Source organism: Actinoallomurus vinaceus (assembly GCF_039542055.1).
In the GTDB taxonomy this organism is placed as follows: domain Bacteria; phylum Actinomycetota; class Actinomycetes; order Streptosporangiales; family Streptosporangiaceae; genus Actinoallomurus; species Actinoallomurus vinaceus.
This window is the reverse complement of the sequence record NZ_BAABHK010000012.1, coordinates 285,775-311,243: the sequence shown is the minus strand read 5'-3', so window position 1 is coordinate 311,243 and position 25,469 is coordinate 285,775. Positions and strand designations below refer to the sequence as shown.

Genomic DNA, 25,469 nt, shown 5'->3' with positions numbered 1-25,469 from the left:
GTACGAGGAGCTCCCGCCGGACGATGCAGAGTACCCGGGCCGGCGGATCGCACGGGCACGGAAGGGAACCGAGGCCGGCGGACCCGCGGAAGCGGAAGGGATCGAGTGCCGACGGGTCGCAATGGAGCGGAAGGAGGCCGAGGCCGGCTATTCGCAAGGGTGCGGAAACGGAAGAGGACCCGGGCGCTCCCTTCGAACCGGACCCGTCTCGTCGGCGGCGAGCGCGTAGTCCGTTGTCTGATGGGTGCCCAGGCCCTTACCGAGTTCCACCCCCCGCCGGCCGGGGTGCTCCGGCCTTGGGCGGGCGCGTGATCGTGCGTCTGGCTCGGACGGATGGGCGCCTGAGCCGGCGCGTGCTCGCAACCCCCGTCGCGGCGCAAGATTCGCGGCGCCCCGGTCGGCCGACCGGTCAGTCCTGCGGTGGACGTTCAGGCAACCTATCGAGATCCGTAGCGATGTCAAGGCGGCCCCGACCTGCGAATTGCCGCGTCTCCGCAGGTCAGCGGGGCCGTGACAAGGCCTGGAAATCTCCCGGATCCATGCCGTTCATCGCGTGTCGATCCGCGGCTCACACCCCGGCGTGCGGTAGGACGACCGTTCCGGTGGCGGTGACGACGACGATCGGCTCTGATAGAACCTCGGCGGCGGACGGCCCCTTGTCCGGGCGCGCCCGGCACACGACCCGCGCCTCGAACGCGACGGTGCGGCTGCGGCGCCCCGCCCGGACGACCGTCGCGGTCGCCTCCAGGACGTCCCCGGCCCGGACGGGCGCGCGGAACTGCACGTCGTCGTAGGAGGCGAACAGGCCCTCGTCGCCGCCGTCGCGGATGCACACCTCCGTGGCGACGTCGCCGAACATGCCCAGGACGTACGCGCCGTCGACCAGGTCGCCGCCGTAGTGGGCGTGGGCGTAGGGGACGTAACGCCGGTGGGTGACGGTCAGGCCGACGCGCGGGTCGCCGCCCTCGGGTTCGGTGGTCACTCGGCCTCCGCAGGGCTCTCGGGGGTCCAGCTGGGCAGCAGGGCGTGCACGAGGTAACTGGCGACCTCGCGGGGCGTGGTGCCCTTGCCGAAGATGCGGTCGACGCCGAGCTCCTGCTCGGTGACGGTGTCGAAGCGTGGTCCGCCCGCGATGAGCAGCGGCCGTCCCATGCCGGGCCCGACCGCGGTCGGGTAGGCGGCGTGGAAGGCCGCGGCCATCTGCTTGGTGTTGTGGATGTGGGCGTTCTTCTGGGTGACGACCTGGGAGACGAGCACGGCGTCGGCGTTCTCGGCCTTGGCCCGCTCGACGAGCTCCTCGACGGTCACCTGGGCGCCCATGTTGATCACCTGGATCTCGCGGTGGTACTCCAGGCCCTTCTCCCCCGCGAACCCCTTGACGTTGAGGATCGCGTCGATGCCGACGGTGTGCGCGTCGGTGCCGATGCAGGCCCCGACGACGACCATGCGGCGGTTCAGGACGGTGCGGATCGCCAGGTCGATCTCCTTGGCCGACAGCAGCGGGTACTCCCGGCCCTCGGGCACCTCGATGCCGACGTAGTCGATGAGGTGGTTGACCTTGCCGTACACGATGAAGAACGTGAAGTTCGGCCCCATCGCCTTGGAATGCACGACGCTGGCCGGATCCAGGCCCATCTTCCCGGCCAGCTGCAGGGCGGCCAGCTCGGCGCGCTTCCCGGCGGGCACGGGCAGGGTGAACGACAGCTGCACCATCGCGTCGCCGGTCGTGTCGCCGTACGGCCGGATGATCGACGGCAGGTCCTGGACGTCGGGCCGGTCGGTTCTGGTGGTGTCCTGCGGTCTCATTCAGCGCTCCCTGCGGTCGTCGGCACGGCGGCGGCGTGCGGGTCCTCCGACTCCAGGATCTCCAGGACCGGGTTGAGGTAGCCGTCGCCGCGCTCGACGACGCCGTCCAGGCCCTTGCCGCCGTCGGCGGGGCGGCGAGTCACCCCGAACGTCCCGTCGGCGATCGCGGCCAGCAGCGTGTCGTCGCAGATCCGCTCGAGCAGGTCGACGGACTCGGACAGCACCTGCCGGGCGCGCTGGACGATGAAGCCGTCGGGACGCGGGACGAAGTCCTCGGCGAGGGCGCCGCATGCGTCCCGGACGTACCGGACGTTCTCCAGGGCCAGGTCACGGTCGGACAGCCAGGGGGTGTGGATGCCCTCGGTCATCATGCCGATCAGGATGATCGACTGGCCGGTCATCACGCCGGCGAGGTTGAAGAAGGCGTCCAGCAGGTAGCCGGCGAAGACGTTGCCGGTCATGTGCTTGGTCGGCGGCATGTACTTCAGCGGCGCGTCCGGGAACAGCTCCCGTACGAGCTGGGCGTGGGCCAGCTCCAGGCGGAAGGAGTCGGGGATCGCCGGATTGATCTCGAAGGCGTGGCCGAGGCCGAGCTGCCGGTCGGCCAGGCCCGCCTCCTTGCCGAACCGTTCGTTCAGCAGCTGGCTGACGATGACGGTGTGGGCGGCGTCGACGGCGTCGGCGGTGGTGAGGTAGTTGTCCTCGCCGGTGTTGATCACGATGCCCGCGCGGGCGTGGATCTGCCGGGAGAACCGCTGGTCGATGAAGGTCCGCCGGGGGTTGATGTCGCGGAAGATGATCCCGTACATGCAGTCGTTGAGCATCATGTCGAGGCGCTCGAGCCCGGCGAGCGTGGCGATCTCGGGCATGCACAGGCCCGAGGCGTAGTTGGTGAGCCGCACGTACCGGCCCAGCTCGCGGGAGACGTCGTCGAGCGCGGCCCGCATGAGCCGGAAGTTCTCCTGCGTGGCGTACGTCCCGGCGTAGCCCTCTCGGGTGGCGCCCTCGGGCACGTAGTCCAGCAGCGACTGCCCGGTGGAGCGGATCACCGCGACGACGTCGGCGCCCTCGCGGGCGGCGGCCTGCGCCTGCGGGATGTCCTCGTAGATGTCGCCGGTGGCGACGATCAGGTAGATCCAGGGCTGGCCGGGGTCGCCGGTCAGGCGCAGCATCGCGTCGCGTTCGGCGCGGCGCGCGTCGATCTGGCCGATGCCGCGCCGGGCCGAGCAGCGGGCGAGCTCGGCGGCCGCGTCGGCGTCGCCGCCGGTGGGCAGACGGAAGGTCACCGCGCCCAGTGCCGCCGCCCGCGCCAGGTCGCCCAGGTCCTCGTACGACTCGCGCAGCAAGGCGTCGAACACCGGCAGCGCCACCCCGTGCTCGAGGCCCACCTGGCCGCGTACGGCGTCGACGAGGTGGTTGACCCAGGGCAGGCCGTCGGAGTCCGCGCCGGTCAGGCCGGCCAGCCGTAGCTGCGCCCGCTCCACCGACACGGTCGTGTGGGTGCGGGCCATCTCGATCACCGGCCGGGCGGCGCGCTCGGCCAGCGCCCGTGCCTTGCGCACCACCTGGGGGTCAAGATCCAGTTTCGTCATTCCGTCTCCACCCGGTCCTCGAAGATCTTGCGCAGGCTCGGCTCGGCGCGCAGCAGGTCCAGGGCCAGCTCCGCGTGACCGGGGACGTACCCGTTTCCGATCAGCATGGTCACATCGGCCGCCAGTCCCTCGGCGCCGAGCGCCGCCGCCGAGAACGACGTGGCCATCGAGAAGAAGATCACGGTGCCGCCGGAGGCGGTGGCCAGGATCGCGCCATGCTCGCAGCCGGGCACGTCCACGCACACCACGGTGACGTCGGCGCCGGTGCCGCCGACGGCCTCGGCGAGCGCGATCGGGTCGCGCGCGTCGGCGAGCACGACCTCGTCGGCCAGGCCGGAGGCGCGCAGCCGCCCCGCCTCGGTCTCGTTCGGCACGACGCCGACGGTCCGCTTGGCGCCGGCGCGGCGGGCGGCCGCCAGGGACAGCGAGCCGCTCTTGCCCGCCGCGCCCAGCACCGCCACCGTCGGCGCGGCGTACGAGGCGACGACGCGGGAGGTCAGGGCGGGTGCGCCGCACACGTCGAGGACGGCCAGGGACAGCTCGGGCGGCAGGTCGGCGGGCAGCTCGGCGGCGATCGAGCGGGCGAACAGGATCGCGTGCCCCTCGGCGGGCACCTGCTCACTCCGCCCGTCCCAGCGGACGAGGCCATCGGTGATCTTCAGCGGGGTGAGCGTGAGGGAGACCAGGGTGGCCACGCGCATGCCGGGCCGCAGGCCGAGCGGGGAGCGGGGGCCGACCTCGTCGACGACGCCGATCAGCATGCCGCCCGAGCCGGTCACCGGGTTGTGCATCTTCCCGCGCGTCTCGATGATCTCGGCGACCTCGGCGCGGATCCGGTCGGGGTCGCCCCCGTGCTTGGTGTGCAGCTGCCGGTACGAGGCGGCGTCCAGGTTGAGCCGCTCGACCCGCACCCGTACCTCGTCGTCGTGGACGCGCGGGTCGGTGTCGAGGCGCTCGGCCGCCTGTGGCAGCACGCCCGGCGGCTCGGCGACCCGGTGCAGACCGACCGGAGAACTTCTCATCCCTCACCTCGCTGACGGAAAATCTTCTGAGTACGCTTGGCTCTAAGAGAATATTTCTCGTATCGTCAGGCTAACGCAAGAGTTCATCCTGGAGGCACTTGTGACCGCTGTCGCCGCGGAGTCCGTACCGGCGCCCGGAGCGCACCCGCAGCCGTACGCCTACCGTCAGCACGAGCTCGTCGAGCCCGACTGGCGGCGCTTCCCCGGCTGGCGTGAGGTCACCGAAGCGCAGTGGGAGTCGGCGCAGTGGCAGCGATCGCACTGCGTGAAGAACCTCCGCCAGCTGCGCCAGGTGATGGGCGACCTGCTGAGCGAGGAGTTCTACGCCGACCTCGAGCGCGACCAGCGCGAGCGGGCGACCATGTCGATGCTGGTGCCGCCGCAGATGCTGAACACGATGGACGTGAGCTCGACGGAGGCGTTCTACGCCGACCCCGTGCGCCGCTACATGCTCCCGGTGTTCAGCGACCGGCGCACCGACTGGCCCTCCCACCCGGTCGCCAGCCGTGACTCGCTGCACGAGGCGGAGATGTGGGCGGTCGAGGGCCTGACGCACCGCTACCCGACCAAGGTCCTCGCCGAGCTGCTCCCGACCTGCCCGCAGTACTGCGGGCACTGCACCCGCATGGACCTGGTCGGTAACTCCACCCCGCAGATCGACAAGCACAAGTTCACGCTGAAGCAGCCCGACCGGGTCGCGACGATGCTGGACTACCTGCGCCGCACCCCGCAGGTCCGCGACGTCGTCGTCTCCGGCGGCGACGTGGCCAACATGCCGTGGGCGCGCCTGGAGTCCTTCGTCGACCAGCTGCTCGACATCGACAACATCCGCGACATCCGGCTCGCCACCAAGGCGCTGATGGGCCTTCCCCAGCACTGGCTCCAGGACGACGTACGGGCCGGCGTCGAGCGCCTGGCGACCAAGGCGCGGGCGCGCGGCGCGCAGATCGCGATCCACACGCACGTCAACGCCGCCCAGTCGATGACCCCGCTGGTCGCCAAGGCCGCGCGGGCCATGCTGGACGCCGGCGTCCGCGACGTGCGCAACCAGGGCGTGCTGCTGCGCGGCGTCAACACCACCGTCGAGCAGCTCCTCGACCTGTGCTTCGCACTGCAGGACAACGGCGTGCTGCCGTACTACTTCTACCTGTGCGACATGATCCCGTTCAGCGAGCACTGGCGGCTGTCGCTGGGCGAGGCGCAGCGGCTGCAGCACGGGATCATGGGCTACCTGCCCGGCTTCGCCACGCCCCGCATCGTCTGCGACGTGCCGTACGTCGGCAAGCGCTGGGTGCACCAGGTCGCCGAGTACGACACCGAGCGCGGCATCTCCTACTGGACCAAGAACTACCGGACCGCCCTGGAGAGCGACGACCCGGACGCCCTCAACCGGCGCTACGAGTACTACGACCCGATCCACACCCTGCCCGAGGCGGGGCAGGCCTGGTGGCGCGAGCACGCCCGTGAGGTCCCCGGCAAGGCCGCCGACCTGGCCGCCGCCAGCCGTACGGCCTCCGAGGCGCTGCTCACCGACTGACCCGGGGCCCCGCGGGGGCGGGCCTCAGGACACCGTGAACCCGTCGCAGCCGATGTAGTCGGCGTTGGTCGCCGTCGCGCCGCCCGCCGGCCGAGGCCGGGAGGCCGGCCTGAGATCATGGGGCGTGCGCGACGACGAGCGGTTCCGGGACCGAGGGTGGCGGCTCTTCGACTTCGCCCAGGAGATCCTCGTCGTCTGCCCGCGCTGCGCCGGCCGGGCGCACGTCACCGTCCATCCCGACCACCGGGAGTGCCGGCGGTACCCCGGCACGTTCCTCATCGAGCCGCACCGCCTGACCTGCCCCGGCTGCGGCCACACCCGCGACTGGTCCCCGCGACGCGCGCGGAAGGGCGACGCGGACCTGTACTTCGCCGGCGGTCCCCCGCTGGCCGTGCCGCGCCTCACCGGCCCGGACGACCCGTTCTTCGGGCTGCCGCTGTGGCTGTCCCGCCGGTGCTGCGGGCGGACCCTGTGGGCCTACAACGCCGCCCACCTGGACGTGCTGGAGGGCTACGTCACGGCGCGGCTGCGCGAACGCCACCCGTACACCGGCTCGGGCAGCCTCGTCGAACGCCTCCCCGCCTGGATCAAGGCCGCCGGCAACCGCACGGACGTCCTGGCCGCCATCGGCGACCTGCGCCTCCGGGCCTCGGAAGGTCACGCACGGGAGAGGTGACGGGCGAGGAAGGCGACCTGGTCCGGCAGCATGCGGCGGCGGAACGCCGCGTCGTGGCAGCCGGCGTGGATGCCGCCGGTGGCCTCGGCCCGGCCGGCGGCGCGCAGCCGGGCGAGCAGGTCCCTGGTCGGGGCGGCGAACGGGTCGTCGCGCCCGCAGGTCAGGGACGCCGGGATGCCCGCGAGCGCGGGTGGCAGCGCGGCGTCGTCCGAACGCGTCAGCGCGGGCGAGGCCGCCGCCACCGCGGCGACGCGTCCGGCTCCGAGGGCGGAGGCGAGCAGGAGCGCGCCCCGGCCGCCGATCGACCAGCCGAGGACGCCGATCCGAGTCGTCGACAGCCCGTGGTCGCGCAGGAAGGGCAGCAGGTCCCGCGTGAGTACCGGTGAGGGCCGCCACCGCGCGTCGGCCCAGTCGTCGATCGCGGCGACGGCGAACGGGGTGGCGCCCCGGCGCACCGCGTCGGCGAGGAAGTACTGGACGCCGTACACGTCGAAGGGCGTCCGGGCGTCCCCGTCCGAGCCGTGGAGCATCACGACGACCGGAAGGTTCTTCGTCACGCCGACGGGATAGCCGATCACGACCCGCGCCGTTCCGCCGCTCGCCGAGAAGCGCACCTGCTCGACCGAGCCGGGGGCGGCCTTCGGAAGCGGTGGCATCGTTCCGCACTTGCCCAGGTACGGTGCCAGCCGGTAGCGCCCGGGCAGCACATCCGCCTGGACGAGGCCGTACGCCGTGCCGGCGCCCGCGAGCGCGGCGATACCGCCGATGCCGGTGATGAGGACGCTGCGGCGGGAGATGATCGACACGAAGCGCGAGCTTAGGGGGTAACCGGTGGATCTTGTTCGTAGCGAGCGACGCCGCACAGCCGGACAAAGATCCACCGGACGCCCCCCTAGTCTGGACGGGTGGAGTTCACTGTCGGTGCCGGTGTCACCCTTGAGGAATTGCAGACCGACCCGCATCCCGTGCTGGCCCGGCTGCGTGCGGCCGAGCCGGTCTCGTGGATCCCGGCCTTCGACGGCTGGCTCGTCACCCGGCACGACCTGGCGCTCCGGGTCATGCGCGACGCCAGGGCCTTCACCGTCGACGATCCGCGCTTCTCGACGGCGCAGGTGGTCGGCACGAGCATGCTCTCCCTCGACGGGGCGGAGCACACCCGGCACCGTGACGCCTTCGCCCGGCGGTTTCGGCCCGCCGAGACGCGCGCCCGCTTCACGGCGTTCGTCGAGAGCGAGGTCGACCGGCTGATCTCGGCGGTCGCGGCGCGCGGGCACGCCGAGGTCCGCGCCGACCTCGCCGGTCCCCTGGCGGTCGCCGTCGTCACCGAGGCCCTCGGCCTACGGGACGTCACGGCCGCCACCGTACGGTCCTGGTACGACGCGTTCGTCGCGGCGGTCTCGGCGATCACGGCGGGCCGCCCGGCGAACGCCGCGGACGCGTACGCGCGGTTGCGGGCGAAGGTCGAGGCGGCGCTCGCCGAATACGCCGCCGGTGGGGTCGCGGGGGCCGACGGCGGTCCCCCGCTCCTGGCCTCCGCCGCCCTCGACCTGACGACCGACGAAGTCGTGGCGAACGCGGCGGTGCTGATGTTCGGCGGCATCGACACGACCGAAGGCATGATCACGAACGCCGTCCTGCACGTGCTGAGCCGCCCGGACCTGGTGGGGCTGCTGCGCGACGAGCCGGGCCTCCTTCCCGCCGCCGTCGAGGAGTCGGTACGCCTGGAGCCCTCCGCCTCGGTGGTGGACCGCTACGCCACCAAGGACGTCACCCTCGGGGCGGCCCGCATCGCCGCGGGCGACCTCGTCCGCGTCTCGATCGCCGCCGCCAACCGGGATCCGGCCGTCTTCGCCGACCCTGACCAGTACGACCTCCGGCGGGCCGGCCTCGACCGGCATCTGGCGTTCGCGCACGGCCCGCACTTCTGCTTCGGCGCGCACCTGGCGCGCCTGGAGACGACCACCCTCCTGCGCGCGCTGCTGCGCCTGCCTGGCCTCCGCCTCACCCGCGCCGCCACACCAGAGGGGCTGGTCTTCCGGAAGCCCTCCGCTCTGGGCGTCGCCTGGGACGGTTCTTCGAAAATTTCTTGAAACCGACCGCCTTTACATTGTAGATCAACAAGGTCCGCAGCGCCCTGACGAGGGGCGGCGGGGCGTTGCTGGACAACGGACTTTTCGGACCCGATACTTCCTGTCATGGAGGCCCTGCCGGTACGCGCTTCGGACGAGGACCGCGACCGGGTCCTGCGAGTGCTCCGCGATCGCGCCGCCGAGGGCCGACTGTCGCACGACACGTTCGAGCGCCGCATCGAATCCGCGCTTCAGGCGCGCACCAAGGCGGAGCTGTCCCAGCTGGTCCACGACCTGCCACCGGGCAACCGCATCGTGCGCGGCCTGACCGGCGTCGTCTCCTCGCTGTCGGCGATGACGGCGCGCGTCGAGGCCGCCTGGCGCGCCCCGCGGCTCCCGCGGTTCGTCCTCCCCTCGCGCGACCGGGCGCGCCTGGTCATCGGGCGGGCTCCGACGTGCGAGTTCGTGGTCACGGACCTGACCGTCTCCCGGCTCCACGCGGAGCTGCGCCGGACCGGGAACAACTGGCTGCTGTCGGACCTGGGATCGATGAACGGCACTCAGGTCAACGGGTACCGAATCTCCGGCCCGACCCGGGTGCGCCCCGGCGATGAGATCACCTTCGGCCGGCAGCGGTTCATCCTGACCGCCGGCTGACCCACACAATCGGTCACCACCGAATCTGCGGCCGAGACTATGTCGTACGGCCCGCGCCACACCTGATCCAGCACCGACGGGCGTCGTCATCTCGTCATGAGGAAACGCGTTCCCGATTGACGGAGTGAGTACTCACTCCGTAGCTTGAAGGCATGACGGAAACCTCCCCCACGCCGTCCCGACGCCGTGCGCCGGCCATGGACGCGGACCGGCGCCGCGCGATGATCGTCGCTGCCGCCCTCCCCCTCGTCGTCGAATACGGCGCGTCCGTGACGACCGCGAAGATCGCCAAAGCCGCGGGCATCGGCGAAGGCACGATCTTCCGGGTGTTCCCGGACAAGGAGGCCTTGCTCAAGGCCTGTGTGGCCGAGGCCGTACGGCCCGACGACACCGTCCGGCACCTGGAGGCCATCTCGCTGGACCAGCCGCTCACGGACCGGCTCACGGAAGCGGCCGAGGTGATCCGCGGTCACCTGACCCGCATGGGCGCCGTGATCTCGGCCCTGGCCGCGACCGGGCGGCTGGAACCCCCCGCCCCTCCCAAACCGGATGAGAAGGGCCGGCTACCGGACCGCGAAGCGGGACTCGCAGCGCCTCGCGCGGCACTGGCCGCCCTGTTCGAACCCGACCAGGACCGGCTGCGGCTCTCCGCCGAACGGCTGGCGGACGCCTTCCAGCTCATGGTGATGTCCGCCGGTCGCCCCGGCGCGCCCGATCCGCTGACCATCGAAGAACTGGTGGACCTGTTCCTGCACGGCGCGATCGCCTCGCCCGAGGGGAATCGGTGACCGCGGCCGACGCGTACGGAGAACTCACGCCCCGCCGCCGGACGCTGGTGACCTTCGCCCTGCTGGGCTGCGCCTTCCTGGCCATGCTCGACGGCACCGTCGTCGGCACCGCGCTGCCTCGTATCGTCGAGCAGGTCGGTGGCCGCGGCTCCTGGTACGTGTGGCTCGTCACCGCCTACCTGCTGACCTCCTCGGTCAGTGTGCCGGTCTACGGGCGCTTCTCCGACCTGTACGGCCGCCGCACGCTGCTGCTCGGCGGACTGTCGGTCTTCCTGGCCGGCTCGCTCGCCTGCGGCCTCGCCGGCTCCATCGAGACGTTGATCGTCTCGCGTGCCGTACAAGGCGTGGGCGCCGGCGCCCTGCTCACCCTCGGCATGGCCCTGATCCGCGACCTGTACCCGCCCGGTCGCGCGCAGGGACTGATCCGCATGCAGACCATGCTGGCCACGATGATGGTGCTCGGCATGGTGGGCGGCCCGATCGTCGGCGGTCTGCTGACCGACCACGCCGGCTGGCGCTGGGCGTTCTGGCTCAACCTTCCCATCGGCCTGACGGCCGCGGCGGTCCTCGTCCTCGCCCTGCCCGGACACCGGCCCGCCACGGCGCCCTCCGGCCGCCTCGACGTGGCCGGGATCCTCCTGCTCACCGCCGGTCTCGCGCTGGTCCTGACCGGCCTCAGCCTCAAGGGCAACGCCACGCCCGCGGAGCCCCGGTCCTGGACCGATCCGCCGATCGCGGGCGCTCTGCTCGGCGGCCTGGCCCTGCTCGCCCTGCTCGTGCCCGTCGAGCGGCGCGCGGCCGTCCCCGTCCTGCCCCTGCGGCTGTTCCGCGACCGGACGTACACCGCCCTGCTGAGCGCCGGGTTCTTCTTCCAGGTCGCGGCGCTGCCGGTGGGGATCCTCCTGCCGCTGTACTTCCAGCGCGTCCGCGGCGAGTCGGCGACCGTCTCCGGTCTGCTGGTCCTCCCGCTGCTGATCGGGATGACCCTGGGCAACCGGCTCACCGCCGCCGCCGTGCTGCGCAGCGGCCACGTCCGGCCGGTGCTCCTGACCGGCGCCGGACTGCTCACCGCCGGCACCGCTGCGTTCTTCACCCTGGACGCCGCGACGCCCCTCGCGCTGACGTGCGGATGGCTGCTGCTCGTGGGGCTCGGCACCGGACCGGCGATGGGCGGCATCACCATCGCCACCCAGAACTGCGTGCCGCACGCCGACATGGGCACGGCCACCGCCGGCTCCGCCCTCACCAAGCAGATCGGCGGCGCGTTCGGCCTGGCCTTCGTCCAATCGCTGATGAGCGGTCACGCCGCGGCCGCCCCGACCGCTTCGGCGACCGGCTCCACCGTCGCCTGGGGCGGAACCGTCGCCGGGCTCCTCACCCTGGCGGCGCTCCTGTTCATGCGCGACCTGCCCATTCCCACGGCCGGCGGGCAACCCGCCACGCGCCGGGATCCGGCCGGCGCCCGGCCGTCACCGGCACGCGGCGGACCCGCCGTCTGAGATCGGCCGCCCGCCGGCCCCTCTGGCGCGGACGGCGGGCCTGGTCGCCCCGACCGGCGCGGCCGCCGTTCGATAACGACTCCGTCGCACGGTCTTGACGCCGGAAGCCGACGGTCGTAGGTTCCCGCTCATGGGTTAGGAAAGTTTCCTAACCACGTCTGAGCAGCGGAGACACCGTGACCACCTCGACTCCCGGGACTCCCAGCCTGCTGCGGGCCATCAACGACCGCGCCGCGCTGGAGGCGCTGCTCGCTCGGGGCCCGCTGACCCGGCCCGAGATCGGGGCCCTCACCGGGCTGTCCAAGCCCACCGCCTCCCAGCTCCTCACCCGGCTGCGGGAGGCGGGCCTGGTCGTCCTCGACGGGATCCGCGAGGGCGGGCCGGGGCGCACGGCGGAGGTGTACCGCATCAACCCGGACGCCGGGTACGTCGCGGGGCTGGACGTCCGGCGCGCCCGCATCCGGGCCTCCGTCGCCGACCTCACCGGCACCGTCACCGGGACGTTCGAGCTGCCCACGCCGGGCGCTTCCGGCGGCGACGCCGTCGCGCGGGCCCGCGCGGCCGTGGAGGGCGCCGCCGAGGCCGCCGGCCTGGCCCTCGACCGGATCGACCGGGTCGTCATCGGTCTCCCCGGCGCCCTGGACCCGCGGACCGAGCGGCTCGGCTACGCCTCCCACCTGCCCGGCTGGCACATCCCCGACCTGCTCAGCCGGCTACGCGAGGGCATCGGCCGGTCCGTCGCCGTGGAGAACGACGTCAACCTCGTCGCCATGGCCGAGCTCGCGCACGGCCAAGCGGCGGAATCCCGCAACTTCGTGCTGCTGTGGGTCAGCGCCGGCATCGGCATGGCGATCGTGCTCGACGGCTCGCTGGTCCGCGGCGCGACCGGAGGCGCCGGCGAGGTCGGCTACATGCCGGTCGCCGCCGCTCCCATCATCCGCGAGCCGGGCCGGGCCAACACCGGTGGCCTGCAGGCCGTCGCGGGCGCGCCCGCCGTGCTCAAGCTGCTGCGTGCCCACGGCTTCCGCGGCGGCGACGCCGGGCAGATCGTCGACCGGGCCCGTACGGCGCTGGAGGCCGGCGACGAACGGGCCGCGGCCGGGTTCGGCGAGCTCGCCGCCCGGCTCGCGACCGGCCTGGCCGCGATCGTCAGCGTCCTGGACCCCGAACTGATCGTGCTCGCCGGCGACATCCCCATCGCCGGCGGGGAACCGTTGCGCTGCCTCGTCGCGCGTGAGCTCCACTCGATGACCATCCCTCGTCCCCCCTTGCGGCTCAGCTCGGTCGGCGGCGATCCCGTCCTGGCCGGCGCGCTCCACCTCGCCCTCGGCGAGACCCGAGAACAGATCTTCTCCAACACCGTCCGCTAGTCATCTCCCCGACCGTTTCCCCGGCCGACGCCTTAAGGAGAACAGGAGTGTTCCCACGCCACCGGCGGCTCGTAACCGCCCTCATCGTCACCCTCACCGCGACCGCCTGCACGGCGGGCAGTGGTGGGTCCGCCACCGAGTCCGGGCCCAAGGCCGAGGCGCCGCAGACCATCGAGGTCTGGCACGGCTGGAGCGCCCCGCACGAGGTCCAGGCGTTCGACGACGCCGTCGCCGGGTTCCGCAAGCTGCACCCCAACATCACCGTCAAGCTGGTGAAGGGCCAGGACGACACCAAGATCCTCAACGCCATACGCAGCGGCAACCCGCCGGACGTGGTCTCGTCGTTCTCCACCAACAACGTCGGCCAGTTCTGCTCCAGCGGCGCGCTGCAGGACCTGACGCCCTTCCTGAAGAAGGACAAGGTCGACACGAGCGTCTTCCCGCAGACCGTGCAGACCTACACCCAGTACAAGGGCGTCCGCTGCACCCTCCCGCTGCTGGCCGACGACTACGCGCTGTACACCAACAAGGCGCTGATGAAGGGCAGCCAGCCGCCGAAGACGATCAGCGAGCTGACCACCCTGGCCAAGAAGCTCACGGTTCGCAATCCGGACGGCTCGATCAAGGTCGCCGGATTCCTGCCCTCGGTGACGTACTACGAGCACGTGGGCGAGCACGTCGCCCCGAGCTTCGGCGTCAACTGGCTCAACGGCCAGGGGCGGGCGAACTTCGCCACCGACCCGGGATTCACCAAGTACCTGCAGTGGCAGAAGAGCCTGATCGACTGGTACGGCTACGACAACATCAAGAAGTTCGTCCACTCGATGGGACAGGAGTTCGAGGCCTCCAACCCGTTCGAGAAGGGCAAGGTCGCGATGGCGATCGACGGCGAGTGGCGCGTGAAGTTCCTCCAGGAGGAGGCACCGACGGTCCAGTACGACACGACGCCCGTGCCGGTGAACGACGACCGGCAGAACGCCTACGGCGGCGGCTTCGTCACCGGCACCATCATCGGGATCCCGCGCGGCGCCAAGCACCCGCAGGCGTCGTGGGAGTTCGTGAAGTACCTGACCACGAACACCGACGCCCTGGTCACCTTCGCCAACGGCCTCGGCAACGTCCCGAGCACGATCCCCGCGCTGTCCTCGCCGAAGCTGACGCTGCCACCGCAGTTCCGCACCTTCCTGGACGTGTTCAAGAACCCGAACAGCACGACGATCCCGTCGACGGTCAACGGCGGCGACTTCGTCGTGAAGTTCGACGCCTTCGTGCAGGACCAGTGGGAACCCGGCAAGGTGCCCAACTTGCAGCAGGGTCTCCAGAGCCTGGACGACAAGGTCAACAGCGCCCTGAAGCTGGCCGGCGGCTGAGATGGCGGCCGTGCTCTCGGCCGGCCCGGTGACGGCGGCGCGTGCCCGCCGCCGTCACCGGCTCCGCGTCCTGGCGTTCATGTCCCCGTGGCTGGTCGGGTTCTCGCTGTTCTTCGCCTACCCGCTCGCCGCGACCGTCTACTTCTCCTTCTTCCGCTACAACCTGTTCCAGCTCACGCCCGTCGGGCTGACGAACTACAAGTTCCTGTTCAAGGACCCGTACGCCTGGACGGCGATCAAGAACACCCTGTGGCTGGTCGCCGTCATGGTGCCGCTGCGGGTGCTGTTCGGGCTCGGCCTCGCGCAGTTGCTGTCGAAGATCAAGCGAGGCGGGAACATCCTGCGCTCGATCTTCTACCTGCCGTTCCTGATCCCGCCGGTCGCCGCCACGGTCGCGTTCGTCTTCGTGGTCAACCCCGGAACCGGGCCGATCAACGGCATCTTCGCCAAGGTCGGCATTCACCTTCCGGACTGGTTCAACGACCCGACGTGGACCAAGCCGGGCCTGACGCTGCTGGCCCTGTGGGGCATCGGCGACGTCATGATCATCTTGCTGGCGGCGCTGCTGGACGTGCCCAAGACGCTGTACGAGGCGGCGGCCATCGACGGGGCGAACGCCTGGCAGCAGTTCCGCCAGATCACGCTGCCGACGATCTCGCCGGTGCTGATGTTCTCCGCGGTCACGGGCGTCATCCAGACGCTGCAGTACTTCACGCAGGCGATGGTCGCGGCGCACGTCTCGCAGGGCAACGCCGACCAGGCGGGCACCACCACCGCCCCCGGCTATCCCGACGGAGCGTCGCTCACCTTCCCGCAGACGCTCTACAACGAGGGCTTCCAGCAGTTCAACATGGGCTACGCCTGTGTGCTGGCACTCGTTCTGTTCGTCGTCGCGATGTTCTTCACCCTGATCCTGCTCCGCCGGTTCCACGCGTTCGGCGACGACGACTGAAAGGACGACGACAGATGACCGGCACGACTCTCGCTGTACGCCCGTCGGCCGTCGGCTCGCCACTGCGGCCCGGGATACGACGGCGGCGCGGGCGGCGCTTCCTGTACTGGACGGCGACCCACGCGATCGCCATCGCTCTCGCGATCATGTTCCTGGCGCCGTTGATCTTCATGTTCCTCACCGCGGTGATGAGCTCCGACCAGACCCTCACCGGCGCGCTGTGGCCGAGCAGCTGGCACTGGGGGAACTTCTGGAAGGCGCTGACCACCGACGACGGCGTGATGCTGCGCTGGCTCGGCAACACGTTGATCTACGCGGTCCTGGCCACCGTCTTCATGCTGATCTCGAGCGTTCCGGTGGCGTACGCCCTGGCGAGGTTCCGCTTCCGCGGCCGCAAGCTGGCATTCGTCCTGGTCATCACCACGATGATGCTGCCGCCGCAGGTGACGATCGTGCCGATGTACATCCTGTGGGCGCGCTTCCACCTGACCGGCACGCTGTGGCCGCTGATCCTCCCGCTGCTGTTCGGCGACGCCTTCTCGATCTTCCTGCTCCGGCAGTTCCTGCTGACGATCCCGAAGGAGTACACCGACGCGGCACGGGTCGACGGCTGCGGGGAGTTCCGGGCGATGATCCGGGTGATCCTGCCGATGGCGCGGCCGGCGATCGCCGCGGTCGCGCTGTTCCAGTTCTTCTACGCCTGGAACGACTACTTCGGCCCGCTCATCTACACCAAGCCGGAGACCTGGACCCTCGCCGTGGGCCTGTCGACCTTCCGCGCCGCCCACCACGTCGAATGGAACCTGACCATGGCCGCGACGCTCCTGACCGTGCTGCCGGTGATCGTCGTGTTCTTCCTGGCACAACGTGTGTTCATCCAGGGCGTGACTCTGACGGGGGTGAAGGGATGAAGATCTGTGTGGTCGGCGGCGGGTCGACGTACACGCCGGAGCTGGTCGACGGCATCGCCCGCCTGCGCGCGACGCTGCCGGTCTCGGAGCTGGCGCTGGTCGACCCGGACAAGACCCGCCTGGACCTGGTCGGCGGGCTGTCCCGGCGCATCTTCGCCCGGCAGGGACACCCCGGAACGATCCGTACGACGTCCGACCTGGACGAGGGCGTCGACGGGGCCTCTGCCGTGCTCCTGCAGCTGCGCGTCGGCGGGCAGGCGGCCCGCCACGTCGACGAGACCCTGCCGCTGGACTGCGGCTGCGTCGGGCAGGAGACGACCGGCGCGGGCGGACTGGCCAAGGCGCTGCGCACCGTACCCGTCGTGCTGAACATCGCCGACCGGGTCGCCGCACTCGCGCCGGACGCCTGGATCGTCGACTTCACCAACCCGGTCGGGATCGTCACCCGGGCCCTGCTGGACGCCGGGCACCGGGCGGTCGGCCTGTGCAACGTCGCGATCGGCTTCCAGCGCCGCTTCGCCGCCGCGCTCGGCGTCCGGCCCGACCGCGTGCGCCTCGGGCACGTCGGCCTGAACCACCTGACCTGGGAACGCGCGGTGTACCTCGACGGCGAGGACGTTCTGCCGCGGCTGCTGGCCGACCACGCCGAGGAGATCGCCGCCGACCTCGAGCTGCCGGCCGCCCTCATCCGCCGCCTCGGCGTCGTCCCGTCGTACTACCTGCGCTACTTCTACGAGCACGACGCGGTCGTCGCCGAGCAGCTGCACGCACCCTCGCGGGCGGAGCAGGTCGCGGTGATCGAGGAGGGCCTGCTGGAGATGTACGCCGACCCGGCGCTCGACGAGAAACCGGCCCTGCTGGAGGAACGCGGCGGAGCGTACTACTCCGAGGCCGCCGTCGACCTGGTCGCCTCCCTGGCGGGCGACCGCGGCGACGTCCAGGTCGTCAACGTCCGCAACGGCGGCCGGCTGCCGTTCCTGCCGGACGAGGCGGTCATCGAGGTCCCGGCCCGGATCACCGCGTCCGGGCCCGAACCGCTGCCGGTCGACCCGGTCGAGCCGCTGTACGCCGGGCTGATCGCGCACGTCGCCGCGTACGAGGAGCTGGCCCTGGAGGCGGCGCGGAAGGGCGGCGTGGACCGGGTCGCCGACGCGCTGCTGGCCCACCCGCTGATCGGGCAGGCGAGCATCGCCGACGAGCTCGCCCCCCGCCTCGTCGCCGCGAACGCCGCCCACCTGCCCTGGGCGGTGAGCGCGTGATCCTGGCGATCGACGGCGGGAACAGCAAGACCGACGTCGCCGTGCTGACCGCCGGCGGCGAGGTCCTGGCCACCGCGCGCGGCGATGGGTTCCGCCCGGTCGCCGACGGCGTGACGGAGGCGGTGGACACCGTCGCCGAGACGGTGGCGCGCGCCCTCTCGGCGGCCGGCGCGGGCACGCCCGTCGACCACGTCTCGGCCTATCTGGCCAACGTCGACCTGCCCGTGGAGGAGGAGCGGTTCCACCGGCTGTTCACCGACCGCGGGTGGGGCCGCGGCGTCCGGGTCGGCAACGACACCTTCGCGCTGCTGCGGGCCGGAGCCACCGAGCCGTGGGGCGTCGCGGTCGTGTGCGGGGCCGGTATCAACTGCGCCGGCGTCGCCCCCGACGGGCGGGTCGCGCGGTTCCCCTCGATCGGGCAGGTGACCGGCGACTGGGGCGGCGGTCACCACCTCGGCGAGGAGGCGCTGTGGCACGCCGTCCGCGCCGAGGACGGCCGCGGCCCGCACACCGCGCTGGCCGCCGCCGTCGCCGCGCACTTCGGTCGCGCCGGCGTCGAGGACGTCGCGCTCGCGATCCACTTCGGGGAGCTCTCCGAAGCGCGACTGGGAGAGCTGTCCCCGGTCCTGTTCGCGGTCGCGGCGGCGGGCGACCCGGTCGCGCGGAGCCTGGTCGACCGCCAGGCCGAGGAGATCGTCGCGCTCGCCACCGTGGCGCTGCGCCGTCTGGACCTGCTCGACGCTCCGGTGGAGGTCGTCCTCGGCGGTGGCGTCCTCGCCGCCAGGCATCCCCAGCTGATGACCGCGGTCGAGGACCGGCTGGCGGGGCTCGCCCCGCAGGCCAAGCCCGTCGTCGTCGAGGCTCCCCCACTGCTCGGCGCCGCCCTTCTCGGCCTCGACGCCGCCGGGGCGCCGCCGGAGGCGTACGACCGCCTGCGCGCGCATTTCGGCAAGGGAGGCGCTCAGGCGCGGTGACGGCACACGCCGAGCGCCTCACGGCGCGGGGCGCGGGCGGTGTGAGGAAGGGCGGCCGCCTGCCACGACGAAAAGGGCTCAGCGAACTTCAGCACTAATGTCGGGATTTTCCCGGTCAGGTAGCACGGGCGCGAATCGGGCAAAGCGCCGCCAAACGCCGCCGGGGTCGGCCGAACGAAGGATTCTGCCCACCCTAGCGGCCAATGCGGCCCTTAACCGTGGTACAGCACGATAGGTCCGATTTGTAGAACTGCGTCTTTGTTGCCATCTTACCTTGCAGTTGTCTTGTCGGGAATCTACCGGGGAATGTTACAAATTGCAGCGCAGTCCCGAAAACCGGGAGAGCGCGGCTAGTGACGGCTATCGCTTGATCCCGACAACAAGGAGATTGACGTGCTGAAGAAGACGTGCACCGTCGGCGGCCTGGTCCTCACGGCGGCCGCCGGGGCCCTGTTCACGAGCTCGCCCGCGTCCGCGTCGGTTCCCACCTGGGGTGGCGGCGGCTGCTGCGGCAGCTCCTCCCACCATTTCCGGTTCTTCTCGCACCACCGGAACTTCAACGCCAACCAGAACGAGCTGTTCAACCACCTCCGCATCCGGATTCGTAACCGGAACAACAACATCGCCATCGCGCGGAACACGCAGGCGCAGGCGGAGCGGCAGAACCAGTTCGAGCGCCAGAACCAGTTCCAGCGGCAGCTCGAAGACGACTAAGAGTATTCGCCATCGGGTCGCGCTCTCTTCGCAGGGCGCGGCCCGATCGCGTTATTCAGGCTCCGGCACGAACACGCTCATCCGGTAGGTGGTGGGCTGCACCAATCGTCCGCAGAGCATGTCGACCCGGACCATCGACGGGTCGACCGCCTCGAACTCGGACGCGAAGCGGCGTCTGAAGTCCCGCCACTCGGCTTCGTCGCAGGTCTGGAAGACGACCTCCCAGTGCCCCGCCCGCTCCTCGTACGCGGCCTTGAGCCGCCGTTGCAGGTCTTCCCGCCGCCACTTCCGCTTCCTCTGTCCCGGCACGCCGATCAGCATCGTGGACCGGCGACACCCCGGCAACATCGATGACCGAATGTCTGTTTTGGGGCTTGTCGGGTCGTGTGTCCCGAGCGTACGGTGCTGGACATGTCTGAACAGGTCAGAGGACAGGGGTGGACATGACGGACTCTCCTGCCCTCAAGCATCAGAACATCGCCCGCACCCTGGCCGGGGAGATCCGGGCCGGCCGGTTGAAGCGGGGCAGCAGGCTTCCCGGTGAGCACGCCCTCGCCGCCCGGTTCTCGGTCAGCCGGAACACCATTCGCTCGGCGCTGACCGAGCTGAGCCGGGAAGGGCTCATCTCGACCCATTCGGGAAAGGGATCGTTCGTCACCTTCGACGGACGCCTGATCGATGATCGGCTGGGCTGGGCCCGCGCGCTGGCCGACCAGGGCGTGGCCACCGAGACCCGGCTGCTGCGCCTGGAGAGGGTCGACGACCCCGGCCTCGCGGAGCGGCTCGGCCTGGACTCGTCGTCGTTCTTCGCCGTCGACCGCGTGCGGACCCTGACGGACGGGGCGGCGGTGTCGCTGGAGCGCAGCCGGATCCCCGGCGTCGACGGCCTGCTCGACCTGCCCGCCAGGGGTCTGATCGAAGGATCGCTGACCGCGACACTGGCCTCCGTTGGGCTCTACGCCGACCACGGCGACGAATGGGTGTCGGCCGGGCCCCTCGAGGCCACGGACGCGGAGGAACTGGGCCGCCGGCCCGGTGAGTGGTTCCTCCGCACGCGGCGCGCCAGCTGGACCGCGGCCGGTGACCTCGTGGAGCACGTCGAGAGCCTGCTCGACCCGGCGCGGTTCCAGCTGCACCTGCGTTTCGGGGCCTCCTCATGACCGGTGCCGCCGACCGCGCCCTCGGAGCGCTGTACGGGCTGGCGATCGGTGACGCGCTCGGCATGCCGACCCAGTCGCTGCCCCGGCAGAAGATCCAGGAGACGTTCGGGACGCTCACCGGATTCGAGGCCGCGCCGCCGGACCAGCCCCTGGCAGCCGGAATGCCGGCCGGAGCGGTCACCGACGACACCGAGCAGGCCGTCCTGCTCGCCCGCCTGCTGATCGACGGCGGCGGGCGGATCGATCCGGTCGTGCTGGCCCGGTCCCTGCTGGACTGGGAGGACGACATGCGCCGGCGGGGTTCGCTGGACCTGCTCGGCCCGTCGACGAAACGCGCCGTGGCCGCCGTCGCCGGTGGCACACCGGTCGAGGACGCCGGCCGTCACGGCGACACCAACGGCGCCGCGATGCGGATCACACCCGTCGGCATCGCCGCCGGCGGGGGCGGGCCCGACTCCCTTCTCGACAGCGTCGTCGAGGCGAGCCTCGTCACCCACAACACCAGCGTCGCCCTCGCCGGCGCCGCGGCCGTCGCGGCGGCCGTGAGCGCCGGGATCGACGGCGCGGACATGAAAGAGGCCGTCCGGCACGCGGAACGCGCCGCGGCCGCCGGCGTCCGCCGTGGTCACTGGGTGGCCGCCGCCGACATCGCCGCACGCATCCGGTGGGCGACCGGTCTCGTGGCGGGCCAGCCCGTCGCGGCCGCCGCCGAGGACATCTACGACCTCGTCGGCACCAGCGTGGCCACCCAGGAGTCGGTGCCGGCCGCTTTCGCGGTCCTCGCCCTGTACCCGGACGACCCGTGGCAGGCATGCCTGCTCGCGGCCTCACTCGGCGGCGACTGCGACACGATCGCGGCGATCGCCGGAGCCATCGCGGGGGCCTGCCACGGCCTCCGGTCCCTGCCCGAAGAAGCCGTCGCGACCGTGCGCCGGGTCAACGGCCTCCCCCTCGACGACCTGGCGCTCCGCCTCCTCACCCTGCGCAACGGGGCCTGACCGCCCCCACTCGACCCCCGAGAAGGTCCCCATGTCCAACGACAACAAGGTCGGTGCCGTCGAAACCCGCGGCATCGAGCCCGTGCCCGACGAGGAACGCCGCGGCGGTCCGCTGCAGCTCTTCTGGGTGTGGTTCGCCGCCAACATCTCCATCCTCGCGCTGCCGCTCGGCGCGACTCTGGTCGCGTTCCGCGGCATGAACATCTGGCAGGCCGTTCTCGTCGGCGCCATCGGCTCCTTCGGCTCGTTCGCCCTCGTCGGGCTCATCAGCGTCGCCGGGAAGTGGGGCGGCGCGCCGAGCATGACGCTGTCCCGGGCGGTCTTCGGACCGCGGGGCAACCACGGCCCGACCCTGGTGTCATGGCTGTCACGCGTCGGCTGGGAAGTGGTGAACACGACCACCGCCGCGTACGCCCTGCTCGCCATCCTCCACATCGCCTTCGGCGTCGGCGCGGGTTCCGTGCTCACCGTCGTGTGCCTGCTCGCCTTCGTGGCCCTCACCCTGCTCGTGTCCGGGCTCGGGCATGCCACCCTGGTATGGATCCAGCAGCGGGCGACGTACGTCTTCGGCGCACTCAACCTCGTCGTCGGCGGCTTCCTCGTCACGAAGGTGCACTGGCACGCGGTGCTCCACGCACCCGCCGCACCGGCCGGCGCAATGATCGCCGGGATCGGCGTGATCGCCGGCGGGACGGGCATCGGCTGGGCGAACGCGGGCGCCGACATGGCCCGCTACCAGCCACGCCAGGTTCCCGGCCGCCGGATCGTCGCGGCCGCCGCGGCCGGCGCCGGAGTCCCGCTGGTCCTTCTCATCTCCCTCGGCGGCCTGCTGTCGACGGGTGACCACACGCTCGCCGCCGCCTCCGACCCGGTCGCCGCGATCCAGGCCATGCTGCCCTCCTGGATGGCCGTCCCCTACCTGCTGGCGGCGTTCGGCGGCCTGCTGCTGTCCAACCACCTCTCGGTGTACTCGGCCGGCCTCACCATGATCACCCTGGGCATCCGGCTCCGCCGCGTGGTCGCGGTCGGCATCGACGTCGTGCTCACCCTGGCCGGCGGCGTCTACCTGATGCTGATCGCGAAGAACTTCTACGGACCGTTCATCACGTTCATCTCCCTGCTCGCCGTCGCCATCACGTCGTGGGTCGCCGTGTTCCTCGTGGACATGGGGACCCGGCGGGAGTACGACCCGGACGGGCTGATGGACACCACGCGCGGCGGCGTCTACTGGCACCGTGGCGGCGTGGCCTGGCCCGCCTTCACCGCGTGGGTGGCGGGCATCGTCACCGGGCTGCTGTTCACCGTCGCCCAGACCTCCGACACCGACGTGTGGTTCGCGGGGCCGCTGTCGCACACCTGGCCGGCGCGCAACGGACTCGGCTGGCTCGTCGCGTTCGCCGTGGCCGCCCTCGTCTATCTGGGCCTGCGTGCCGCCACGGGCCAGGGCGGCGCCCGCCGGTCCGGGCGGCCGGCCCACGAGATGAGCAGGGTGAGCTCGTGAGGCCCTCCATCGGCCGGCTGGTCCATGTCGGCAACGTCCTCATCGACGTGGTCATGGAGGTGCCCGCGCTGCCACGGCCGGGCGGAGACGTCCTCGCCGGCTCCAGCCGGATCACTCCGGGCGGCGGCTACAACGTGATGGTCGCGAGCGCGCGGCAGGGCCTCGAGGTCGCCTATGGCGGGTCCCACGGCACCGGGCTGTTCGGCGATCTCGCCCGTGCCCGGCTGGCCGAGGCCGGCATCTCCGTCCTTCAGGAGCCGACCGCCGATGTCGACACCGGCTTCGACGTCGCGTTCGTCGACGGTACGGGAGAGCGCACCTTCGTCACCGCCACCGGTGCGGAGGCGGCGCTGACGTACGAACAGCTCGCCGGGATCCGGCTGCGGGCCGACGACGCCGTCTACGTGTCCGGGTACGGCCTGGCCTACCCCGCCAACCGGGACGCCCTCACCCGCTGGCTGAGGACGCTTCCCCGAAGCACCGTCGTGATCGTCGATCCGGGTCCGCTCGTCGCCGAGATACCCGCCGACGTCCTCGGGCCGGTGCTCGACCGCGCCGACTGGTGGAGCTGCAATCTCGACGAGGCGATCGCGACGACCGGGCATGCCGATCCGGAGCAGGCGGCCGTGGCACTGGCCCGGCGAACGGGACGGTCCGGTGTCGTCGTCCGCATCGGCCCGGCCGGGTGCGTCCTCGCCATGCCCGGAGCCGAGGTCCTGCGCGTCCCGACCTTCGACGTACGGGCGGTCGACAGCAACGGCGCCGGTGACGCGCACGTCGGCGTCTTCGTCGCCGGCCTCGCGGAAGGGCTGTCGCCGACGCGGGCCGCGCTGCGGGCCAACGCCGCCGCCGCGATCGCCGTCACGCGCCGCGGCCCGGCGACCGCACCGACCCGCGCGGACGTCGATCGTCTCCTCGACGGGGCATGACGGATGTCACGGCGACCGCGCCGCTCGCCGGCGCGCGTGAGCGCGTCGGCGAGCGGCGGTGGGGTCAGCCGGTGTACTGAGCGAAGATCTTGGAGAACTCGTAGGGCTGCTGCGAGATGTTGGTGCACTGGTAGAGCGCGCCGGTGCACGCGTTGCGGTCCCTGGTCTCCTCCCAGAACGCGAGCATCCCGAGGTGGTGCTGCTTGGCGAAGGTCACGAGCTGCCGGGCGTCGTCCTGGTTGTAGACGTTGTGGTCGTCGTTCTCGCCGAGCATCGGGGTGACGCCGACCATCGCCCAGAGCTGGGCGTCGGTCCTGCCCGGGTACAGCGTCTTGAGCTGGTCGTGGGTGGACTGCGCGGCCTGCACCGCCGCGTCGCCGTAGTCGACGGAGCGGTAGTAGTCCATCGCCATGACGTTGACGAGGTCGAGGTCGACCCCGGCGTTCTTGGCGGACGTGACGACGTTCAGGCCGTCGCTGGTCAGGCCCTCCGGCAGCACCGGCAGGGTGAGGGAGATTTTCAGGCCGGGGTGGCTCTGCTGCAGCCGGGCCAGGGCCTGCGACCGCCGGTCCACCGACGCCTTGTCGGCCACCGCGGCGCCCTCGATGTCGAAGTCGACGTACTTGGCGCCATAGGCGTCCACGACCGCGGCGTACTCGGTGTACAGCGCGTTCACGTCGCCGCAGGCCTGCGCGAGCTCGATGCCGGACGCGCCGCCGAAGGAGATCTTCACGTCGCCGCCCGCGGCGCGCAGCTTGTCGATCTCGTCCTTCTGCCAGGCGGCCCTCGGATCGTAGGCGTTGAACCAGCTCGCCTTGCACCCGGCGCTCGTCACGAACGCGAGGGTGAAGCCTTTGAGCCCGCCCGCCTGCGCCATCTCGCTGAGGACGGGGGTCGGCCAGGAGCCCATGTCGACGTACGGGGCGGCGTACGGCCGGTTGCCCGCCGGAGACCCGGCGTCGGTGGTCGCGCTCACCTGGGCGGAGAAGGCGGAGAGGTTTCCGGCGGCGTCCCTGGCCCGCACCGTGAACGTGTAGGCCGTCGCGGGCTGGAGCCCGGTGACCGTGGCGCTCGTGCCGGAGGCCATGGTCGCCAGGGTCGTGCCCTGGAAGACCTCGTACCCCGTCACGCCGGTGTCGTCCGTGGCGGCGGTCCAGGACAGCGACACGCTCGACGAGGTGTGGCCGGTCACCGTGAGGCCCGATGGCACGGACGGCGGTCGGGTGTCGCCACCACCGCTGCCGCCGTCGCACGAGGCCCCGTTCAGCTTGCAGCCGGACGGGCCGGCGGTTCCGGAGACGACGAAGCCGAAGCTAACCGTGGCGCCGGGAGCGATCTGCCCGTTGTACTCCCGGTTCTTGAAGGAGTAGTGGTCACCGGATTTCGAAAGCAGCGCGTCCCAGTAGGTCCCGACCGTGGTCGACGCGGTCAGGTCGAACTCCACGGTCCACGCGGTGATCGTCGTGGTGCCGGTGTTCTTGATCGTGTACTGACCCTGGTAGCCGGTGTCCCAGCTCGAGGTCTTGGCGAACGTGGCGGTGGCGGCGGTCGCCGCGTGGGCGGGGCCGGCGACGGCGAAGCCGGCGAGCAGGGCCGTCGCGGCGAGAGTGACGAACAGGCGTCTCAACGTCTCACTCCTGGCGGGGAGAGGAGGAAGGATGCCCCCGAGGAAGCTTTTAGTAAGC

24 protein-coding genes are annotated in these 25,469 nt (G+C 71.6%); 17 read left to right on the top strand and 7 right to left on the bottom strand.

The features are described 5' to 3' along the window. Positions 1–568 precede the first annotated feature (568 nt). From kal to kdd, 4 genes are read right to left on the bottom strand one after another with little or no spacing between them, the layout of a single operon-like run. A complete protein-coding gene (gene kal / locus ABEA24_RS36000; protein WP_345436803.1) occupies positions 569–982 on the bottom strand; it encodes a 3-aminobutyryl-CoA ammonia lyase in 414 nt (137 codons plus the stop codon). After that, positions 979–1,806, bottom strand: a complete 828-nt coding sequence (gene kamE / locus ABEA24_RS35995) for a lysine 5,6-aminomutase subunit beta (RefSeq protein ID WP_345436801.1) — start codon at positions 1,804–1,806, stop codon at positions 979–981. Before kamE ends, kal begins: the two co-directional genes overlap by 4 nt. Then, positions 1,803–3,398: a lysine 5,6-aminomutase subunit alpha gene (gene kamD, locus ABEA24_RS35990; RefSeq protein ID WP_345436799.1), complete on the bottom strand. Its 1,596-nt coding sequence runs from the start codon at positions 3,396–3,398 to the stop codon at positions 1,803–1,805. The genes kamE and kamD overlap by 4 nt, the downstream gene beginning before the upstream one ends. Then, entirely contained in the window at positions 3,395–4,420 is a 1,026-nt protein-coding gene (gene kdd / locus ABEA24_RS35985; RefSeq protein WP_345436797.1) for an L-erythro-3,5-diaminohexanoate dehydrogenase, read from the bottom strand. Before kdd ends, kamD begins: the two co-directional genes overlap by 4 nt. 100 nt (positions 4,421–4,520) lie before the next feature. Here kdd and ABEA24_RS35980 point away from each other — a divergent pair, with 100 nt between their 5' ends. Both ABEA24_RS35980 and ABEA24_RS35975 read left to right on the top strand, forming a co-directional pair. Then, a complete protein-coding gene (locus tag ABEA24_RS35980) occupies positions 4,521–5,957 on the top strand; it encodes a KamA family radical SAM protein (RefSeq protein WP_345436795.1) in 1,437 nt (478 codons plus the stop codon). A gap of 124 nt (positions 5,958–6,081) precedes the next feature. Beyond that, a complete protein-coding gene (locus ABEA24_RS35975) occupies positions 6,082–6,633 on the top strand; it encodes a hypothetical protein (RefSeq protein WP_345436793.1) in 552 nt (183 codons plus the stop codon). Here the strand turns inward: ABEA24_RS35975 and ABEA24_RS35970 are convergent. Next, positions 6,615–7,439 carry an alpha/beta hydrolase gene (locus ABEA24_RS35970; protein ID WP_345436791.1) on the bottom strand — a complete coding sequence of 275 codons (825 nt, stop codon included), beginning with the start codon at positions 7,437–7,439 and terminating at the stop codon, positions 6,615–6,617. The two genes, ABEA24_RS35975 and ABEA24_RS35970, sit on opposite strands and share 19 nt — an antisense overlap. 99 nt (positions 7,440–7,538) lie before the next feature. On the opposite strand from ABEA24_RS35970, the gene ABEA24_RS35965 reads away from it, so the two are divergent. From ABEA24_RS35965 to ABEA24_RS35915, 11 genes are all read left to right on the top strand, one after another. Continuing rightward, a complete protein-coding gene (locus ABEA24_RS35965) occupies positions 7,539–8,723 on the top strand; it encodes a cytochrome P450 (protein ID WP_345436789.1) in 1,185 nt (394 codons plus the stop codon). 105 nt (positions 8,724–8,828) lie between these two features. Next, positions 8,829–9,359: an FHA domain-containing protein gene (locus ABEA24_RS35960; RefSeq protein WP_345436787.1), complete on the top strand. Its 531-nt coding sequence runs from the start codon at positions 8,829–8,831 to the stop codon at positions 9,357–9,359. 152 nt (positions 9,360–9,511) lie between these two features. After that, on the top strand, positions 9,512–10,147 hold the full coding sequence (locus ABEA24_RS35955; protein ID WP_345436784.1) for a TetR/AcrR family transcriptional regulator: 636 nt from the start codon (positions 9,512–9,514) through the stop codon (positions 10,145–10,147). Beyond that, complete coding sequence (locus ABEA24_RS35950; protein ID WP_345436782.1) at positions 10,144–11,646, top strand: MDR family MFS transporter; 1,503 nt, start codon at positions 10,144–10,146, stop codon at positions 11,644–11,646. The genes ABEA24_RS35955 and ABEA24_RS35950 overlap by 4 nt, the downstream gene beginning before the upstream one ends. Positions 11,647–11,822: 176 nt before the next feature. Then, a complete protein-coding gene (locus ABEA24_RS35945; protein WP_345436780.1) occupies positions 11,823–13,016 on the top strand; it encodes an ROK family transcriptional regulator in 1,194 nt (397 codons plus the stop codon). A gap of 47 nt (positions 13,017–13,063) precedes the next feature. Next, on the top strand, positions 13,064–14,386 hold the full coding sequence (locus ABEA24_RS35940) for an ABC transporter substrate-binding protein (RefSeq protein ID WP_345436778.1): 1,323 nt from the start codon (positions 13,064–13,066) through the stop codon (positions 14,384–14,386). Between the two features lies 1 nt (position 14,387). After that, a complete protein-coding gene (locus ABEA24_RS35935; RefSeq protein WP_345436776.1) occupies positions 14,388–15,338 on the top strand; it encodes a carbohydrate ABC transporter permease in 951 nt (316 codons plus the stop codon). A 14-nt stretch (positions 15,339–15,352) separates the two neighbouring features. Further along, positions 15,353–16,249: a carbohydrate ABC transporter permease gene (locus ABEA24_RS35930; protein ID WP_345436774.1), complete on the top strand. Its 897-nt coding sequence runs from the start codon at positions 15,353–15,355 to the stop codon at positions 16,247–16,249. Then, positions 16,246–17,508: a 6-phospho-beta-glucosidase gene (locus ABEA24_RS35925; protein ID WP_345436772.1), complete on the top strand. Its 1,263-nt coding sequence runs from the start codon at positions 16,246–16,248 to the stop codon at positions 17,506–17,508. Before ABEA24_RS35930 ends, ABEA24_RS35925 begins: the two co-directional genes overlap by 4 nt. After that, a complete protein-coding gene (locus tag ABEA24_RS35920; protein WP_345436770.1) occupies positions 17,505–18,482 on the top strand; it encodes an N-acetylglucosamine kinase in 978 nt (325 codons plus the stop codon). Before ABEA24_RS35925 ends, ABEA24_RS35920 begins: the two co-directional genes overlap by 4 nt. 393 nt (positions 18,483–18,875) lie before the next feature. Further along, the gene (locus tag ABEA24_RS35915) at positions 18,876–19,196 is read left to right on the top strand and encodes a hypothetical protein (protein WP_345436768.1); all 321 of its coding nucleotides are present in this window, start codon (positions 18,876–18,878) and stop codon (positions 19,194–19,196) included. 51 nt (positions 19,197–19,247) lie between these two features. Here the strand turns inward: ABEA24_RS35915 and ABEA24_RS35910 are convergent, their stop codons facing one another. Then, complete coding sequence (locus tag ABEA24_RS35910) at positions 19,248–19,505, bottom strand: hypothetical protein (protein WP_345436766.1); 258 nt, start codon at positions 19,503–19,505, stop codon at positions 19,248–19,250. 134 nt (positions 19,506–19,639) lie between these two features. On the opposite strand from ABEA24_RS35910, the gene ABEA24_RS35905 reads away from it, so the two are divergent. Genes ABEA24_RS35905 through ABEA24_RS35890 form a run of 4 tightly spaced genes read left to right on the top strand, consistent with a single transcriptional unit; the run spans position 19,640 to position 23,784 of the window. Continuing rightward, complete coding sequence (locus ABEA24_RS35905; RefSeq protein ID WP_345436764.1) at positions 19,640–20,356, top strand: GntR family transcriptional regulator; 717 nt, start codon at positions 19,640–19,642, stop codon at positions 20,354–20,356. Continuing rightward, positions 20,353–21,354: an ADP-ribosylglycohydrolase family protein gene (locus tag ABEA24_RS35900; protein WP_345436762.1), complete on the top strand. Its 1,002-nt coding sequence runs from the start codon at positions 20,353–20,355 to the stop codon at positions 21,352–21,354. The genes ABEA24_RS35905 and ABEA24_RS35900 overlap by 4 nt, the downstream gene beginning before the upstream one ends. Before the next feature lie 31 nt (positions 21,355–21,385). After that, entirely contained in the window at positions 21,386–22,855 is a 1,470-nt protein-coding gene (locus ABEA24_RS35895) for a purine-cytosine permease family protein (RefSeq protein ID WP_345436760.1), read from the top strand. Next, complete coding sequence (locus tag ABEA24_RS35890) at positions 22,852–23,784, top strand: PfkB family carbohydrate kinase (protein ID WP_345436759.1); 933 nt, start codon at positions 22,852–22,854, stop codon at positions 23,782–23,784. Before ABEA24_RS35895 ends, ABEA24_RS35890 begins: the two co-directional genes overlap by 4 nt. A gap of 64 nt (positions 23,785–23,848) precedes the next feature. Here ABEA24_RS35890 and ABEA24_RS35885 read toward each other — a convergent pair whose 3' ends face one another. Further along, on the bottom strand, positions 23,849–25,411 hold the full coding sequence (locus ABEA24_RS35885) for a cellulose binding domain-containing protein (protein WP_345436757.1): 1,563 nt from the start codon (positions 25,409–25,411) through the stop codon (positions 23,849–23,851). Between the last annotated feature and the right edge of the window lie 58 nt (positions 25,412–25,469).

Excerpts from the sequence above, each read along its gene's own strand:
- ABEA24_RS35895 (WP_345436760.1), top strand. The coding sequence starts at position 21,386 with ATGTCCAACGACAACAAGGTCGGTGCCGTCGAAACCCGCGGCATCGAG.
- kdd (WP_345436797.1), bottom strand. The coding sequence starts at position 4,420 with ATGAGAAGTTCTCCGGTCGGTCTGCACCGGGTCGCCGAGCCGCCGGGC.
- kamE (WP_345436801.1), bottom strand. The coding sequence starts at position 1,806 with ATGAGACCGCAGGACACCACCAGAACCGACCGGCCCGACGTCCAGGAC.
- kamD (WP_345436799.1), bottom strand. The coding sequence starts at position 3,398 with ATGACGAAACTGGATCTTGACCCCCAGGTGGTGCGCAAGGCACGGGCG.
- ABEA24_RS35925 (WP_345436772.1), top strand. The coding sequence starts at position 16,246 with ATGAAGATCTGTGTGGTCGGCGGCGGGTCGACGTACACGCCGGAGCTG.
- ABEA24_RS35935 (WP_345436776.1), top strand. The coding sequence starts at position 14,388 with ATGGCGGCCGTGCTCTCGGCCGGCCCGGTGACGGCGGCGCGTGCCCGC.
- ABEA24_RS35900 (WP_345436762.1), top strand. The coding sequence starts at position 20,353 with ATGACCGGTGCCGCCGACCGCGCCCTCGGAGCGCTGTACGGGCTGGCG.
- ABEA24_RS35960 (WP_345436787.1), top strand. The coding sequence starts at position 8,829 with ATGGAGGCCCTGCCGGTACGCGCTTCGGACGAGGACCGCGACCGGGTC.
- ABEA24_RS35930 (WP_345436774.1), top strand. The coding sequence starts at position 15,353 with ATGACCGGCACGACTCTCGCTGTACGCCCGTCGGCCGTCGGCTCGCCA.
- ABEA24_RS35955 (WP_345436784.1), top strand. The coding sequence starts at position 9,512 with ATGACGGAAACCTCCCCCACGCCGTCCCGACGCCGTGCGCCGGCCATG.
- ABEA24_RS35905 (WP_345436764.1), top strand. The coding sequence starts at position 19,640 with ATGACGGACTCTCCTGCCCTCAAGCATCAGAACATCGCCCGCACCCTG.